Here is a 17112-nt window from a genome sequence, read left to right as displayed (position 1 = left end):
AACGTCCTTCCCTACGTTCACGCGGGTTGGGTCACTGCGCTGGGAGCCGGTGGATTGACGTGGGCGGTAGCTACCTACGTCGTTGATCTGAGCGGCGCTAGTCGCGAAATGACCGAAGGCTTCTCCGCGGTCTTCGCGGCGGTCGTCCTACTCGGCGTCGGCATGTGGATGCACCAGAAGAGTCTGGCGGGACGCTGGCAATCGTACGTGAAGGAAAAGCTGTCGTCGGCATTGAACAGGAAATCGGCGTTTATGCTCTTCCTGCTATCGTTCGTCACGGTCTACCGGGAAGTATTTGAGACCGTGCTCTTCTACGCGGCCCTGTGGTCCGATGGCAACGGTGCCTACATGCTCGCGGGACTCGGTTGCGGTATTGCTGTGCTGGCAGTGATTGCGTTTCTGCTCCTGCGATCGACGGCGCGTTTGCCGATTCGACAATTTTTCGCGTTCAGCTCCGCCTTGGTTGGCGTGCTTGCCGTGGTCCTGATTGGCAAGGGCGTGGCGGCACTGCAGAAAGTTGGCCTGTTGCAAGTGACGCCGCTCTCTATGCCGCGTATCGATGTCTTGGGCGTTTACCCCTCTGTGCAAACCATTGCCGCGCAAGTGGCTATTCTCCTCATCATCGTTGCCAGCGTGACCTATAACTTGCGATCGCAACGTACCGCGAGGGTGTGAGCCCCTGTCAGGCGCGAAGCTTTGTTCGTCGACCATTTCAAAGTCAGCGATTTGGCCCAAATGTGGCGGACTTTTTGCGACTACCTTCCATTCGCGGCAGGATCGATGGACGGCATGGACATGTAGGGCTGCCAAGGATGTCACGCAACTGTCGTGCTGTGCGGGCTGAGAAAAAGCCAACCTTCTGGAACTCGGCGATCGCCAAGCTGGCCAATTGGAATGCCGCCCTCGACCTGTTCCGCGAGGACTACCGGGTGCCGCTGGTGCCCTCGGAGTCTGCGGCCTGCCTGGCGGTGTCAATCGAGCTGACCGCCCCAGCTTTGCTGTTGCTGGGACTGGCGACCCGCGCCGTGGCGATGCGACAAGGCAACGCGCGCTGTCGCTACGGCCCATCATCCGCAAACGTGGCATCGACAAAGGCCCGCAACTGCGTCAGGTCGGTCCTGGCATAGGCCGCCGTGGTCTGCACCGAGGCGTGGCCGAGCAGCGCCTGGGCGGCCGGCAGCGGCACCTGGTGGTCGACCACCAGTGTGCGCGCATAGGCATGGCGCAGCCAGTGCGGGGAGGCCGCGCGCAGTAAGAGCGCCTGCGCCGGCTCGCGCGCCTGCAGACCATCGGCCACGGCCGCAAAGATCGCCTTGACCTCCCGGTACAGGCCTGCCGACTGTAGCGCTTCGCCCTTGTTGCCGTGGATTACAGGCAGCGCCTCGTGCGCCGGCGGCTCGGACGGCAGGCCGCGTGCTTGTCGGTAGGCGCGCAATACCGTCACGCACGGCACCGGCAGCGGAATGGCCCGTGCCTTGCGCCCCTTGCCGCAGACATAGAGCGTCCACCGCCCGGGCGCCTCGGCCTCCAGGCGGGGCAGTGCGATCTCTGTCGACCAGGCCAGTTCCGCCAGGCGCACGCCGGCGTAACGATACAGCGCCCAAATCGCGCGCCGCCGCTGCGCCGCCAGCGTGTTGGTCGTGTTGGCGGCGGCAAACTCCGGCGCCTCAAGCCAGGCATCGCACGCGGCCAGCAGCGCTGGCGGGATCAGCCGCGTCGGCGCGAAGCCGGCCCGGGTGCGGCTGCCGGCGGACAGGCCCGCGGCCGGATTGGCATGCAAGTAGCCGGTGTCGTACCAGTAGCCGTAGAGGCTTGCCACCACCGCCAGCGCGCGCGTGCGGGTCGCTTCTGACAAGGGCGGCGCGGCGTCCTCCCTGCCGGTCTCCCCGTGCTGCAGCGCGTGCCGGTAGCCGAGCAACCGCTGGCGCGTGAGGTCCGAGAGCGGCCCAAGCTCGTGCGCGCCGCACCAGCGCATCAGGCGGCGCAGTTCGGCGCCATAGGCGCGCAACGTGTGGGGCGAGCGCCCGGTTCGGTCGCGCAGGAAGAGCGCCAGCGCCTGTGCATCGTCGGCGGCGCCGAGCGTGTTGGCCGCCGCGTGCGGCTGGGCGAAGCGGCCGGCGCGCGTGAGCCACGCGTGGTCAGCAGGGCCGTAAGCGGCCAGCCACGGGTTCGCCGCGACAGCTCCCCTCGCTTCCGCGGCGGTCGGCACCGTTGCTTCGCTCGCTAAGGCGGCGGTGGACCGGATGCGGCGCCGGTGCGTGTGCAGCAGCCGCGCGAGGACCGTCTCCGGGCGGGGCGCCAGATCCGCCGTCACCGTGCGCAGGCGCCCGCGCTCCCAGTATTCGACTGCCCCATCGTGCGCCAGCAGCAGCTTGAGCACGGTCGGCTGCGCGGCCTTGGCGTCGGCCAGCGAGCCATAGCGGCGCTTGACGCGCGCCAGCGTCCAGTGCGCGTAGACCGGGTGCCCGAGTGCCTCCGCCAGGTAGGCGAGGGCCGCCGCGACGGTGGCCGGCAGTGGGCGCGGCGGCACCGCGCCCGTATCGATCCAGTCGGCCGGCTTCATGACTGGGCGGTCCGCTTGGCGGCCGCCTTGCCCGTCGATCTGGGCACGCGCGTCTTGGCCGCTGGTGGCGCCGCGGCCAGGGTCGCACGCAGCAGCTCGTCGAGCTGGGCGCGCTGGCTGGCGGTGACGGCCTTGAGTGCGCTCGCCTCGCCCGCGGCGGTCTGGCGCGCGGCCCGCTCGCTGGCCAGGTCGGCGTCGAGTCGTGCGCGCTCGTCTTCCAGCGCGGCGATGCGCCGCTCGGCGAATTTGAGTTGGGAGGCCAGTTGCGCGCGCTCGGCCCGCACCGCGTCGCGCTGGTGCGCGGTTTCCTGCAGGAGCTGCTTCGACAGCGCCTCGTAGCGCGCCTGGGTGGTGGCGATCGCCTCGGTGTGGGTGCGCTCGCCCGCCGTGGCGCGCTCCTGGGCGGTCGCCAGCGCCGCCTCGAGCTCGCCCCGGCGTGCGGCTTGCTCATCGGCGCGCGCGCACGCCGCCGCCTGGGCGGCGCACGCTACGGCCAGCGCGGTGTCGCGCGCGGCGAGCTGGCCGCGCACCTCGCTCAGTTCGGCCCGCAGCAGCTCGACCCGCAGTTCGGCCTCGGCGCGGGCGGCCTCGGCGGTGTCGGCTGTGGCTTGCGCCTCGCGCTTCAGGCGCACCACGTCGTCGAGCTGCACCGCGACCGCGGCCTGCCACAGCGCGCGCATCGCTTCGGCGATCTCGACCGGAATCTCGGGCAGGGCGAGGTCGGCCAGGCCCGAGCGCACCACCTCGGCCTCGATCGCGTTGAGCGTACGCGACAGCGTTGCAGGGTCACCGCCGCCCAGGCGGTCACGCAGCTTGCGCACCGACACCACGCGGCGAAAGCGTGCGGCCGTGGGCGGCGCCGCGTCGCCGGCCTCGGTGAGCATGGCCAGCACGGTGGCGCGGATCTGGTCGGGGGTGGCGGCGAGGCGGGGCATGGCAGTTTCCGGAGGCGCATTTCAGCCTATCTTACGCACATACCTAACGTTAGAAAAGCCATTTATGTGTTGCTTGGGAAAACCAAAGACGGATAAATCTAGTTATCTTGCGGAAACAATGGCTTCCAGCCACAGGGCGCGCTTGGCCGCGCGGCGGGGGCGGTCAACGTTCCAAAACCAAGGGGAAAAGGACCAGTCAGCAAGTGACTGATTTGACTAGGGTTTTAGGGTGGGCATCACCCTGGAACCCGCATGGCTGCTACGGGTGGCTACCCCGGTAAATTGCGGCGAAATCAAGGGGACCCCTGATCCAGACATTCGTCTATTCGCTGGCCTGGCCGCATATCCAGTGGGCGGCGATGCTGGTGGTGCGGCTGCGCCCGGGTGCGGGTAACTAGTCGCTGGACGAACTGTAGGGGGCGAGCACTAACCGTCTCGCGCGGCGGCTTGCGAACCATAGGTCGGCCCGCGGCCGGAAAAATGCTTGACCTTCCCTGCCGTGGGAACGTCCATATTAACCATGGGGGACAGAAGCCCCTGCGGCGTGGCAGGACCAAGTCGGCAGAGAGCATCGGATTTTCCGCCGGAGGTTAGTCAAATGGGCGTTCCGGGGCGCACGTTGTATGAAGAGGTCTTTGCGGTGTTCGAAAGGGCATGCCAGGAAAGCGATTTCGAGCTGGCCGAGGACCTCCTGCTCGCCCTAGAAGCGATGGATCGCCGGCAGGAAGCTCATCGGCAACTCGACCGCGCCTACCTGCTGCTAGCCGATCTCTGAGAACGGGAGTCCCCCGACTTTGGTTTCTACCTGCTTGCCATCGGCTGGCCAATGCCCCTGGGGACAGCAGTGGTCCTCTTCCATGCCTTAGCGTGCAATATTTTCCGTTTTCTGAAGTGACCCCTTCTTTACGGAGTCCCGCGTATACCAGTCGTTCTTCTCGACAACCGGCTCTTTGCGATAGTGCCGCATGACCCGAAGAAAGCACTCGAGAGGCTGTTCTTCTTTCGTAACCATCGGGCCTAACGTCGTCGGAGACAATTGCACGTTCCGGCTAATTCGAGAAACATCGTCTATTTTGCAGAAAGCGGCCGCTAACCGATCGAGCGGGGGAGTATCCGAAGGTCTTGCGAGCGCCGAGGCAATTTCTTCCATGTGCGCCGGGCTGCAAGGAAACTCATGTCGATCGGACAGTGCGCTCACTTTGGCTTGCAGAGCCGGGTTCGTGCCCTCGTGAAGGTACGCAAACAGGTTGTAATCCAGGTAAATTCTCATGCGATGGAGTTTGCGTATTGTTAAGCGCGCTCATACGTTTGGGAAATGCTGGCCGAACCTGAAGTTGGCGCATTCGCGCTGCACGTGGCTTGGGAGCAGTGGGAGTCTTACTTCTTCGACATTTGAAGGATTCTGAGCACGATGAGTGCGAAGGCAGTCGCGACGATGGCCGTCACCGCATGGCCCATGCCGGCGGCCACGCCGATCGCGGCAGCAATCCAGATGCTCGCGGCAGTTGTGAGCCCCCTGACGTGTGTCTCATTGTCCGGCTTCAGGATCGCCCCTGCACAAAGGAATCCGATGCCTGACGTGAGACCCTGAAGCACGCGGCTCATGTCGGCAAGCTGCACGCCCGCCTGGAGGGGAACCACGACAAAAACGCATGCCCCCAGCGCGACGAGCATGTGAGTGCGCACGCCTGCGGATTTTCCCGAGCTCTCCCGCTCGTACCCCAGCAAGCCCCCCAAAACGATAGAGACGGTCATTCGAACGACGGCACGTACTGCCTCGGCAGCATTAGCGAGATCGGAGAATTCCGAGCTCAATGTGCGGATGATGTCGTTCATTGCGGAGCGTCTCTGGGTGTGTCCTGAAAATGGCCAAGACAGTCTATGTCGCAGAAGATGACTGTCAGATTGCCGAGCTATGACACAACCGGATTCGCTGGCCCGGGGGCAAGATTAACAACGTATTACATTTCGGCAATAAAGCCTGACAACGGAAGGGCAACCTTAGAATGCCGGCCATTAGTGCTCGTTTTCGCGCCAGTGTGTCCACTCGAAGTGCGCGACATTCTCCTCCAGCCCCCGAACCGCATGACCGATTCTTCAATCTCCCCGTCCCAACCCGCTGGTCTCTCGAGGGCGCTGGACAATTTCCTGACACGCCACCGCATCGGCGTTTGGCGTGTTGTCGTAACGTTTGTCCTGGCAAGTCTGGTCTTTGGCCATTCTCGCTGGGACGGTACCTGGGTGTCGCCGCTGCTGCTGACGCTGGGGATGTTGGGGGTGAGCCTGGCCACGGTCGGGCGGCTCTGGTGCGCGTTGTACATTTCCGGGCGCAAGAACAATACCTTGGTGACCTCGGGTCCATATTCACTGTGTCGCCATCCGCTCTATGTCTGCAACTTGCTAGGCATTATCGGACTAGGGGCGATGACCGAGTCGCTGGCGGTTACCGCAGTCCTGGCGCTCGCATTTGCGCTGATGTACCCGGCTGTCATCCGGACGGAAGACCGCTTTCTGGCTTCCGCCTTCCCGGAATTCGCCGAATACGCACGCCGTACACCAGCGTTCTTTCCCCGTCTGTCGCTGTATAGGGGGGAGTCGACATGGACGGTCCATGTGTCTTCCTTTCAACGCAATATTGCGGACTCGGTCTGGTTTCTCGGCCTGTCGGTGGTCGTGGAGTCGTTTGATTTGTTCCATGACGCCGGCGTCCTCCGGGCGGTCGTGACGCTTGCCTGATGCGGGCAACTCCGCATACACGTACAGCCATGCACTACGCTCACGTCTCCGATTCTGTTGTCGAGAGCATGCTCGTGATGCTGGTCGGCCTGATCGTCCTGTATGTGGGGTTCGCTGTCTATTTGCGGTGGAAGCATGGGCCCGCCCCCAAGCGTAAGACTGATGAGGGGCGAAAGCGGCACCCCAAAACGAGCAGGCGAAAGCGATAATCGTAATCTGCTCTTAATGCTGGTGATCGAGGATTCATGTAAACTTCGGCGACGGCCCAGCCGTTAGTACTTCAACCCCAAGCCCCCCGCACAGTCTCCCAAGGAATGCGACGTTTCGTTCTGATCTTCGTGCTGCTCATTTTGCCGTTCCAGTTTTCCTGGGCGGCAGCGGCACGCTATTGTCAGCACGAGAAAGCCACGGCCACTTGGCACCTTGGGCACCACGAGCATCGTCATCAGCAGCCGGAAGGTAAAACGGATGCCGAGAAAAAGCCATTCGTGGATACAGACTGCGGGGTATGCCATCTGGTCTCCCTCCCGTTCGTCTATGGACAGACGCAGGACGTGTTGATAGCGAATCGGGTAGAAGTGACCGATACTCAACATGCGTCCGAGTTCTCGTCTCTGAATGCCAGGGCTCCCGACCGTCCTCAGTGGCAGCGTCTCGCTTGATCGGCGAGACGACGACTCTTTTTCTCCTTTCGTCTCTCGCCGAATTCTCCTGGTCACATACCTTGGTGCAATTCGATGCGAAGACTATTTCTGCCGCTCGGGCTGGCGGTAGCATTTCTCAGCCCAAACTTTGCCGTAGCGCAATCTGACACCGGCACGTCCATGGTGCCCGTCTTCCCAAGGGAAGCGGCGGGACCGTTGACCCTCGAGGCCGCGTTGTCGCTGGCGGCAGGAAGCAATTTCAACCTGTCCGCCGCCGCCAAGGAACTCGATTCCACAGAAGGTGGGATCATGCAGGCCCGGGTTATTCCGAACCCGGAACTCCAGACGCTGGTCGAGGACACGCGGAAATCCACCCGTACATCCACCGCCCAGATGAATATCCCCATCGAACTGGGCGGCAAGCGCTCGGCTCGTATCAATGCCGCGGAAAGGACGCGCGAACTGGCGCAGGCAACGCTGGCTGGCGTTCGCGGTGACATTCGGGCGCAGGTAATCGAGAGCTTTTTTTCCGTCTTGATCGCACAGGAACGCGTCAAGCTGGCAACTGGCTCCGCGGATATCGCTGCGAGGGGCGCGCAAGCCGCTTCACGCCGCGTCGCGGCCGGCAAGATCTCCCCGGTTGACGAAACTAAGGCACGTGTCGAACAGGCCAACGCCGAACTTGAATTGGCCGAAGCAACGGCGAGCCTGCAGTCCGCCCGTCAGGCGTTGACGGCGTTGTGGGGCAATGCATCGCCGCAGTTTACCGAAGCACAGGGCAATCTGGACGCGCTGCCATCCAGGCCGGCGCCTGAACTCCTTCTGAAGGAGCTGGAAAACTCACCGCTGGTGGCCGCAAGCCGCGCTGAACTTGACCGCCGCCAGGCATTGGTGGGCGTTGAGCGCAGCCGCCAGTATCCGGATCTGACAGTCAGTCTGGGTGCCAAGCGAGATACAGAAGCCAACCGCAACATGGCGGTGATCGGTGTGGCGATCCCGTTGCCGATTTTTGACCGGAATCAGGGCAACTTGTATTCGGCCATTCGCCAGGCGGACAAGGCCCAGGATGAATATCTGGCCAATCGCATCAGCCTGACCCGAAATCTCCTGATGGCATCGAACCAGCTGTCGGTATCGCGCGCCTCGGCACAAACGCTGAAGCAGACCGTCTTGCCAGGCGCCGAGCAAGCCTTCAACGCGGCGACCATTGGCTTCGAGGCCGGCAAGTTCAATTATCTGGACGTCCTGGATGCCCAGCGCACGCTGTTCCAGGCACGCATCCGCTATCTCGGCGTGCTTGGACAAACCTATCAGGCGGCGACCACGATCGATCGCATTCTGGGACGTTAAGACGGGATTCATAAAACATGGCTATTTCGAACAAACAAAAGGCTGCCATTGCGGCCATCGTACTGGTGGGCGGCGTCGCGACTGGTGGCGTTCTGCTGAGCGGGCGCTCTGCGCCGGAAGAGCAGGGTGGGCACTCGGAATCCAAGGGGCATGGCGACACCGAGCACCATGGCAAGCAGGCGGCGGAAGCCGACCACAAGGATGACAAGTCACACGGCGACGGCGAGCATCACGAGGTCAAGAAGGGCCCCAATGGTGGCGCGCTCTTTTCGCGTGATGGCTATGACGTCGAAATTGGCACGGCCGAATCCAAGGGCGAGGCCCGTATTCGGCTCTGGGTTAGCAAGTCTGGGAAGGCGGTGGCAAATGGCGTGGCAGCGACAGGCCAGCTCGTGCGGGCTACGGGCGAGTCTCAAGCGCTCAAGTTCGTGGTGTCTGGCGACGCGCTGGAAAGCCAACAGCCAGTTGCCGAGCCCCATGTCTTTGACGTGACCGCAAATGTGACCTTGCCCGGTTCGTCTTCGCCACTCGCCGTGCGGCTCTCGAAAGAGGAAGGCAAGATTGAGTTGACAGCGGACCAGCTGGCCAAGACAGGGGTAGTGGTTCAAACCGCGGGCTCGGCAAAGGTCCAGGCTGGCGTCCAGTTCCCCGGCGAAATCCGTTTCAACGAAGACAAGACAGCCCACGTGGTGCCGCGACTGGCTGGCGTCGTAGAGAGCGTTCCGGCCAATATTGGGCAACAGGTTAAGAAGGGACAGGTTCTCGCGGTCATCGCGAGCACCGGACTTTCTGACCAGCGCAGCGAACTGCTCGCAGCACAGAAACGTCTGGATCTGGCGCGTGTCACTTATGACCGCGAGAAGAAGCTCTGGGAACAGAAGATCTCTGCGGAGCAAGATTATCTGAGCGCCCGCAACGCGCTGCAGGAAGCGCAGATCAGTGTCCAGAACGCGCAGCAGAAGCTGACCGCCATTGGCGCCAGCAACAGCTCGACGGCACTCAATCGCTACGAGCTGCGCGCACCGTTCGACGGCATGATCGTTGAAAAGCATATCTCGCTTGGGGAAGCGGTGGCGGACAACGCCAACGTGTTCACGCTGTCGGATCTGTCGTCCGTCTGGGCCGAGTTCGTGGTGTCTGCCAAGGATGTCGAGCGGGTGCGCATCGGCGAAAAGGCGTCGATCAATTCGGCATCGTCCGATGTGAAGGCAGATGGCACCGTTTCATACGTGGGTTCGCTGCTGGGCGAGCAGACGCGGACGGCGAAGGCCCGCGTAACATTGACCAATCCACAGATGGCTTGGCGACCGGGTCTCTTCGTCACGGTCGACGTATTCGGTGCTGATGTCGAGGTGCCCGTTGCGGTGAAGACCGAGGCCGTCCAGGACGTCAATGGCGAGAGCGTAGTCTTTGTCGCGGTTCAAGGTGGATTCGTGCCGCAGCCGGTGAAGGTCGGCCGGACAAACGGCAAGGTCATCGAGATTGTCGAGGGCCTGAAGCCGGGCGCACGTTACGCCGCCGCCAACAGTTTTGTTCTGAAGGCCGAACTTGGCAAATCCAGCGCCGAACACGGCCATTGATACGGGGGAAACAGCAATGTTTGAACGTATCATTAGTTTCGCCATCCAGCAGCGATGGCTGGTCCTGCTCGCCGTGTTTGGAATGGCCGGGTTAGGGATTTTCAGCTACAACCGACTACCGATCGACGCGGTCCCTGACATTACCAACGTTCAGGTTCAGGTCAATACCTCGGCACCAGGCTATTCACCGCTCGAAACCGAACAGCGTGTTACGTATCCGATCGAGGTCGTGATGGCCGGCCTGCCGGGACTCGAACAGACGCGTTCCCTGTCCCGCTATGGCTTGTCGCAGGTGACGGTCATCTTCAAGGATGGCACGGACGTCTATTTCGCGCGCCAACTCGTCAACCAGCGCATCCAGGAAGCCAAGGACAATCTGCCTGAAGGCGTTGTGCCGGCGATGGGGCCTATTTCGACCGGCCTCGGGGAGATCTATCTATGGACCGTTGAAGCCGAAGAGGGTGCTCGCAAAGCTGACGGGACTGCCTATACGCCGACAGATTTGCGCGAAATCCAGGATTGGGTGGTACGGCCGCAACTGCGTAACGTGCCCGGTGTCACCGAGATCAATACTATCGGTGGTTTCAACAAGCAGTACCTGGTCGCGCCGAGTCTTGAACGGCTAGCGTCGTACGGGCTGACGCTGACCGACGTCGTCAATGCGCTGAACAAGAACAACGACAACGTGGGTGCGGGCTACATCGAGCGTAGGGGCGAGCAGTATCTGGTTCGTGCGCCGGGTCAGGTTGCGTCCGAAGACGACATCCGCAACATTATTGTCGGTACAGCGCAGGGGCAGCCGATCCGCATTCGCGACATCGGGGATGTGGAGATTGGCAAGGAACTGCGTACCGGTGCGGCAACCGAGAATGGCAAGGAAGTTGTGCTGGGCACGGTATTCATGCTCATCGGCGAAAACAGCCGGGCTGTGTCAAAAGCGGTCGATGAAAAGGTCGCTTCCATTAACCGTACGATGCCGGAAGGTGTGAAGATCGTAACGGTATACGACCGGACACGTCTGGTCGACAAGGCCATTGCGACCGTCAAGAAGAACCTTCTTGAAGGCGCGGTGCTCGTCATCGTAATTCTGTTCCTTTTCCTGGGTAACATCCGCGCGGCGCTGATTACCGCGACGATCATTCCGCTGGCGATGTTGTTCACCTTCACGGGGATGGTGAACTACAAGATCAGTGCGAACCTGATGAGCTTGGGCGCGCTCGACTTCGGCATCATCATCGATGGCGCGGTGGTGATTGTCGAAAACTGTGTGAGGCGACTGGCGCATGCGCAGGAACACCATGGCCGGCCATTGACGCGCTCCGAGCGGTTCCATGAGGTGTTTGCCGCAGCGAAGGAGGCGCGTCGCCCACTGATCTTCGGTCAGCTCATCATTATGATCGTCTACCTGCCGATCTTTGCGCTGACGGGGGTGGAAGGCAAGATGTTCCACCCGATGGCGTTCACGGTCGTCCTGGCGCTGCTGGGCGCGATGATTCTGTCCGTGACGTTCGTTCCGGCTGCGGTCGCCTTGTTCATCGGCGAACGGGTGGCCGAGAAAGAAAATCGTCTCATGCTCTGGGCGAAGCGTCGCTACGAGCCGCTGCTGGAAAAGTCGCTCGCGAACACGGCCGTTGTATTGACGTTTGCCGCGGTGTCAATTGTTCTGTGCGTGGCCATTGCGGCCCGCCTGGGCAGCGAGTTCATCCCCAATCTGAACGAAGGCGACATTGCCATCCAGGCGCTGCGCATTCCTGGCACGAGCCTGTCGCAGTCCGTGGAGATGCAGAAGACGATCGAGACGACCCTCAAGGCAAAATTCCCCGAAATCGAGCGCGTGTTTGCGCGGACAGGTACGGCGGAGATTGCATCCGATCCGATGCCGCCGAATATTTCGGATGGCTACATCATGCTCAAGCCTGAGAAGGATTGGCCAGAGCCGAAGAAAACACATGCCGAACTGCTGTCCGCCATCCAGGAGGAAGCCGGCAAGATCCCCGGGAACAACTACGAGTTCTCCCAACCGATCCAGCTGCGGTTCAACGAGCTGATCTCCGGGGTCCGCTCGGACGTCGCAGTCAAGATCTTCGGCGATGACAACAACGTGCTCAGCGAGACGGCGAAGAAGGTATCGGCCGTGCTGCAGGGCATCCCCGGCGCGCAGGAGGTGAAGGTAGAACAGACCACCGGCTTGCCGATGCTGACGGTCAAGATCGATCGGGAGAAGGCGGCGCGATACGGGCTTAACATGAGCGACGTGCAAGACGCGGTGGCAACGGGCGTCGGAGGCCGTGATTCCGGAACCTTCTTCCAGGGCGATCGTCGTTTCGATATCGTGGTCCGCCTGCCCGAAGCTGTGCGCGGCGAGGTCGAGGCTCTGCGCCGATTGCCGATTCCGTTGCCAAAAGGAGTGGACGCGAGAACGACGTTTATCCCATTGAGCGAGGTGGCGACGCTGGAAATGGCGCCCGGCCCGAACCAGATCTCGCGCGAGAACGGCAAGCGCCGCATCGTGATCAGTGCCAACGTTCGTGGACGTGATATTGGTTCATTCGTGCCCGAGGCGGAAGCGGCTATCCAAAGCCAGGTCAAGATCCCGGCTGGCTACTGGATGACATGGGGTGGCACCTTTGAGCAACTGCAGTCCGCCACCACCCGCCTGCAGGTGGTAGTGCCGGTGGCGCTGTTGCTGGTCTTCGTACTGTTGTTTGCGATGTTCAACAACATCAAGGATGGCTTGCTAGTCTTCACGGGCATTCCCTTTGCGCTGACTGGCGGGATTCTTGCCCTGTGGATACGCGGCATTCCGATGTCCATTACTGCAGCGGTGGGCTTCATCGCGCTGTGCGGGGTGGCGGTGCTCAATGGTCTGGTGATGCTGTCGTTTATCCGATCGCTGCGCGAAGAAGGGCATTCCCTCGACAGCGCGGTCCGAGTTGGCGCCCTGACGCGACTGCGTCCGGTGCTGATGACGGCCCTGGTGGCATCCCTGGGTTTCGTGCCGATGGCCATCGCCACCGGTACGGGCGCTGAGGTGCAACGTCCCCTCGCAACGGTGGTAATCGGTGGCATCTTGTCGTCCACGGCGCTGACCCTACTGGTGTTGCCGGTGCTCTATCGACTTGCTCACCGCAAGGATGAGGACGCGGAAGATACTCGCGAGCCAGTCACTCAGACGCATCAACCGGATCAAGGCCGCCAGCCTGCATGACGTAAATCCTTGGGCGGTCATCGTACCGCCCAATTTTTATAGGAGTTTCTATGGGCGCAGGTCACTCACACGACCATCCCGGTGGCAACGAGCGATCGCTCAAGATCGCCCTTGCGCTGACCGGTACGTTCCTGATTGCCGAAGTGGTCGGTGGTGTCATGACGAAGAGCCTGGCGTTGATCTCCGACGCCGCGCACATGCTCACGGACACCGTCGCACTGGCCATCGCACTGGCTGCTATTGCGATCGCCAAGCGACCCGCGGACAAGAAGCGGACATTTGGCTACTACCGTTTTGAGATTCTTGCCGCGGCCTTTAACGCATTGCTGCTGTTCGGTGTGGCTATCTACATCCTGTACGAAGCCTACCTGCGGCTGAAATCGCCACCTCAGATTGAGTCAACCGGCATGTTCGTCGTGGCTGTGCTGGGCCTGATCATCAATCTCATCAGCATGCGCATGCTGTCCTCCGGGCAAAGCAGCAGCCTGAACGTGAAGGGTGCTTATCTGGAAGTCTGGAGCGATCTGCTCGGGTCGGTTGGCGTCATCGCCGATGCGATCATCATCCGCTTCACGGGCTGGGCGTGGGTCGACTCCGCCATTGCGGTGCTGATCGGCCTCTGGGTACTGCCTCGCACTTGGATCCTGCTGAAGTCGAGCCTGAATGTGCTGCTCGAAGGCGTACCCGATGACGTGGATCTGGCAGAGGTTGAGAAGCAAATTCTGGCGACGCCCGGGGTAAAAAGCTTCCATGACCTCCACATCTGGGCACTTACCAGCGGCAAGGCGAGCTTGACGGTTCATGTCGTGAATGACACGGCCGTCAACCCGGAAATGGAAGTGCTACCGGAATTGAAGCAGATGCTGGCTGACAAATTCGATATCACGCACGTGACCATTCAGTTCGAACTGGCACCATGCGAACAAGCGGATGCAGCTCAGCATTTCAATGCATCGCCAGCACTGGTCGGATCGAAGTCGCTTGCTGCAGGAGGAAACTAAGGTGCGGGTACTTGTTGTAGAAGACGAACCGCGTACTGCGGAGTATTTGCAGAAGGGATTGTCGGAGTCGGGTTTCGTGGTCGACATCGCGAACAATGGTGGCGATGGGCTCCACATGGCGGAAGAGACCGACTACGACGTCATCATCCTGGACGTCATGCTGCCAGGTATGGACGGGTGGACGGTCATCAAGTCCATTCGATCCAAGTCCGAGACACCCGTACTGTTTCTGACGGCGCTGGATGATGTGGCGGATCGTGTCAGAGGCTTCGAGTTGGGGGCAGACGATTACCTGGTCAAGCCCTTCGCCTTTGCCGAGCTCCTTGCCCGTATCCGGCGTTGCTTGCGCCAAAGCACCTCGAAGGAGTCCGAGCGATTGCGCATTGCCGATCTGGACATCGACGTGCTTGGAAGGCGGGTATTCCGGGGAACTACCCGCATTGAATTGACGAATCAGGAGTTCTCGCTGTTGCACCTGCTCATGCGCCGGAGAGGGGAGGTGCTGTCGCGAACCACGATCGCGTCCCAGGTCTGGGACGTCAACTTCGACACGGATACCAATGTCGTTGACGTCGCGATCCGGCGCCTGAGATCCAAGGTGGATGATCCCTTCGATCAAAAGCTGATCCATACCGTACGGGGAATGGGCTATGTCCTCGACCCAGAGCGCGGCCGGTGACGGAATGAGGCCCGGGACTTCGATAACCCCGCTGTCACTGACGAGGCGGCTTGGGCTCTTCTTTGCATTGGTACTGTCTATCGCGCTGGCCAGCATGGGCGCCTTTGCTTACTACTCGCTCGCCGCGCAACTCGAGGCCAGAGACGATGAGGTTGTAAAGGGAAAACTCGAACAGGTCGAGCATTTCTTGCGCGAGGTGGACGGGGTGCAGGGCGTCCCGGCGGCGCAGCATCGCTTCGATGATCTGGTGCGAGGTTACTCGGACCTCATCGTTCGCGTCACGGCGCTGGATGGCCGGCTTTTGTTTCGCACGGGCAACGATGCATTGCTGGAAGGCACTGACCAAGCGGCGGTCACGGGAAAGTCATCGCTCATGTTCCAGTCCGCCGATGCGGTGTTGGGGCGAGACGGTACGCGGGCGACGGTGTTCGTGGCGAAGTCTGGCGAGGACAGGAAGCAGGTGACTGCGCGATTCCGGACGACGCTCGTGCTTGGTACCACCGTCGGTGTGATATTGACGGCCCTGGTGGGGGCGGCCATTACGCGCCGTGAGCTGGAGCCGGCGCACGTACTTATCAAGCAGATCAACCGGATCAGTGTGGAACGGCTGAGCTACCGGGTGGACATGCCACCCAAGCCCACCGAAGTGCGTGATATCGCCTCTGCGTTCAATGCGATGCTGCAACGCCTCGAGGATGGTTATCAGAAGCTGTCGCGGTTCTCCGCCGATCTTGCCCATGATTTGCGCACGCCGCTTAACAACCTCATTGGACATGCCGAGGTCGCCTTGTCACGAGACCGCACCGGGCCCGAGTATGTCGCCTTGGTGGAGGAAAGCCTGGTCGAATACCAGCGACTTGCGAGGATGATCGATGCGATGTTGTTCCTCGCGCGAGCTGACAGTGCCAATGTGGCGCTCGAGTTGACGGAACTCCAGTTGAATGCAGAACTTCGCAAGTTGTCCGCCTACTTTTCGGTGCTTGCAGAGGAGCGAAGCGTCGTAATCAGGGTAAGCGGGGATGCCACCCTGGTCGCTGATGCCATTCTGTTCCAGCGTGCGATCAACAATGTTCTGTCAAATGCGGTCCGTCATGCGTGGCCGAATTCGATGATAGATCTGGTGGTGCGCCGCGAAGCGGCACATTGTTGCATCGACATCACGAACGTTGGAGACCCAATCCCGGAGCGGGAACTTTCCCTCATCTTTGATCGGTTCTTCCGTGGGGATAGGGCGAGATCCAACTCGTCACAGTCCACGGGGCTGGGCCTGGCCATCGTCCTGTCGATCATGGAGCTCCATGGCGGCGACGCGTCAGCCGTGAGCGGCTTGGATGGGAAGACACGCTTTACATTGCGCTTCCCGCTCAACGGTGCTGAAGCCTCAGCGCGGGTTTCGGTGGGTAGGCCGAGTCAGGACCGACCAGTCGTTGGGTAGAGTGGTGCAATGAGCCCGATTGCCTATTTGTAATCGCCGGGCAAGGCTGCAGCATGCGTACAATTTATACACTCGTTTTCATAGATCAACGAAGTGGTACGTCCCCGGTTCTGTAGACAGTTACAGCGATCGAGTTGGGTGAGCTTCCTCGAAAGCCATGGGAGACAGGCCGCCATTGTGCCCGTGGCGGCGCTGTCGGTTGTAGAACACCTCGATGTAGTCGAACACGTCTGACCTGGCATCGTTCCGTGACGGATAGACCTTGCCCCGGATTCGTTCCTTCTTCAAGCTGCTGAAGAACGACTCGGCCACCGAGTTGTCCCAGCAGTTGCCACGCCGGCTCATGCTCACCTCCAACCCGTGTTCGCGGCAGAACCGCTGCCAGTCGTCGCTTCCGTACTGCACGCCCTGATCGGAGTGGATCGTGACCGTTCGCGTCGGCCTGCGGCGCCAGATCGCCATCAGCAGTGCATCCAGCGCCAACTCCCGCGCCAACGTCGGTTTCATCGACCAGCCGATGACCGCACGGGAGTACAGATCCAGCACCACCGCCAGGTACAGCCAGCCTTCGGCCGTGCGCAGGTAAGTGATGTCCGTGACCCAGGCGTGATCCGGCTCGGGCACGGTGAACTGCCGCTGCAGCCGGTTGGGCGCTACCACTGACGGTTTACCCGTCTTGTAGCGGCGGCGTTGCGGCGACCGCACCGAGCGTAAGCCGTTCTCGCGCATTAGGCGTGCAACCCGGTGCTTGCCGACACGTTCGCCGGCTTCGATGAGATCACGATGAATGTTGCGGCTGCCGTACACGCCGCCGCTGGCCAGATAGGCTTCTTCGATCAGCTTGAGCAAGCGTGCATCCTCAATCGACCTGGCCGAGCGGGGCTTGGCCAGCCAGGCGTAGTAGCCGCTGCGTTCGACCTTCAGGACCCGGCACATCGTCGTGATCCGGAACTCGTGCTGGTGCGCATGCATGAACCCGTA

15 protein-coding genes and 1 pseudogene are annotated in these 17112 nt (G+C 61.5%); 11 read left to right on the top strand and 5 right to left on the bottom strand.

The features are described 5' to 3' along the window. The coding region (locus CBM2594_RS26655) for an FTR1 family protein (RefSeq protein WP_198048232.1) at positions 1–675 on the top strand (675 nt) is incomplete at its 5' end. 182 nt (positions 676–857) lie between these two features. After that, positions 858–1034 (top strand): annotated as a pseudogene (locus tag CBM2594_RS26955) (DoxX family membrane protein); the annotation flags it as partial. Between the two features lie 23 nt (positions 1035–1057). Here the strand turns inward: CBM2594_RS26955 and CBM2594_RS26645 are convergent. Further along, entirely contained in the window at positions 1058–2563 is a 1506-nt protein-coding gene (locus CBM2594_RS26645) for a tyrosine-type recombinase/integrase (RefSeq protein WP_004635319.1), read from the bottom strand. Beyond that, complete coding sequence (locus CBM2594_RS26640) at positions 2560–3498, bottom strand: DNA-binding protein (protein ID WP_004635320.1); 939 nt, start codon at positions 3496–3498, stop codon at positions 2560–2562. Before CBM2594_RS26640 ends, CBM2594_RS26645 begins: the two co-directional genes overlap by 4 nt. 598 nt (positions 3499–4096) lie before the next feature. On the opposite strand from CBM2594_RS26640, the gene CBM2594_RS26635 reads away from it, so the two are divergent. Further along, on the top strand, positions 4097–4273 hold the full coding sequence (locus CBM2594_RS26635) for a hypothetical protein (RefSeq protein ID WP_004635326.1): 177 nt from the start codon (positions 4097–4099) through the stop codon (positions 4271–4273). A gap of 87 nt (positions 4274–4360) precedes the next feature. Here the strand turns inward: CBM2594_RS26635 and CBM2594_RS26630 are convergent, their stop codons facing one another. Next, the gene (locus CBM2594_RS26630; protein WP_004635327.1) at positions 4361–4768 is read right to left on the bottom strand and encodes a hypothetical protein; all 408 of its coding nucleotides are present in this window, start codon (positions 4766–4768) and stop codon (positions 4361–4363) included. A gap of 107 nt (positions 4769–4875) precedes the next feature. Beyond that, on the bottom strand, positions 4876–5334 hold the full coding sequence (locus tag CBM2594_RS26625; protein WP_004635330.1) for an MgtC/SapB family protein: 459 nt from the start codon (positions 5332–5334) through the stop codon (positions 4876–4878). Positions 5335–5583: 249 nt separating this feature from the next. On the opposite strand from CBM2594_RS26625, the gene czcN reads away from it, so the two are divergent. The 8 genes from czcN (at position 5584) to czcS (ending at position 16131) form a co-directional block, all read left to right on the top strand. Further along, entirely contained in the window at positions 5584–6234 is a 651-nt protein-coding gene (gene czcN, locus CBM2594_RS26620; protein WP_020206397.1) for a heavy metal efflux RND transporter CzcN, read from the top strand. Positions 6235–6548: 314 nt separating this feature from the next. Next, a complete protein-coding gene (czcI, locus tag CBM2594_RS26615) occupies positions 6549–6896 on the top strand; it encodes a CDF family cobalt-zinc-cadmium transporter CzcI (protein ID WP_137924345.1) in 348 nt (115 codons plus the stop codon). 75 nt (positions 6897–6971) lie between these two features. Continuing rightward, positions 6972–8228: a heavy metal efflux RND transporter CzcC gene (czcC, locus tag CBM2594_RS26610; RefSeq protein ID WP_004635338.1), complete on the top strand. Its 1257-nt coding sequence runs from the start codon at positions 6972–6974 to the stop codon at positions 8226–8228. A gap of 17 nt (positions 8229–8245) precedes the next feature. Continuing rightward, positions 8246–9808: a heavy metal efflux RND transporter CzcB gene (gene czcB / locus CBM2594_RS26605; protein WP_004635340.1), complete on the top strand. Its 1563-nt coding sequence runs from the start codon at positions 8246–8248 to the stop codon at positions 9806–9808. Positions 9809–9824: 16 nt separating this feature from the next. Further along, complete coding sequence (czcA, locus tag CBM2594_RS26600) at positions 9825–13016, top strand: heavy metal efflux RND transporter CzcA (protein ID WP_004635342.1); 3192 nt, start codon at positions 9825–9827, stop codon at positions 13014–13016. Positions 13017–13066: 50 nt separating this feature from the next. Further along, a complete protein-coding gene (locus tag CBM2594_RS26595; protein ID WP_062739169.1) occupies positions 13067–14017 on the top strand; it encodes a cation diffusion facilitator family transporter in 951 nt (316 codons plus the stop codon). A 1-nt stretch (position 14018) separates the two neighbouring features. Continuing rightward, complete coding sequence (gene czcR, locus CBM2594_RS26590; RefSeq protein WP_008646724.1) at positions 14019–14696, top strand: heavy metal homeostasis two-component system response regulator CzcR; 678 nt, start codon at positions 14019–14021, stop codon at positions 14694–14696. Between the two features lie 4 nt (positions 14697–14700). Next, complete coding sequence (gene czcS, locus CBM2594_RS26585; protein WP_011229349.1) at positions 14701–16131, top strand: sensor histidine kinase CzcS; 1431 nt, start codon at positions 14701–14703, stop codon at positions 16129–16131. A 120-nt stretch (positions 16132–16251) separates the two neighbouring features. Here the strand turns inward: czcS and CBM2594_RS26580 are convergent. Further along, positions 16252–17112: IS3 family transposase (locus CBM2594_RS26580; RefSeq protein WP_116359829.1), on the bottom strand; the 861-nt coding region annotated here is incomplete at its 5' end.

This window comes from Cupriavidus taiwanensis, assembly GCF_900249755.1.
Classification (GTDB): domain Bacteria; phylum Pseudomonadota; class Gammaproteobacteria; order Burkholderiales; family Burkholderiaceae; genus Cupriavidus; species Cupriavidus taiwanensis_D.
This window is presented reverse-complemented; position numbering and strand designations above follow the sequence as displayed.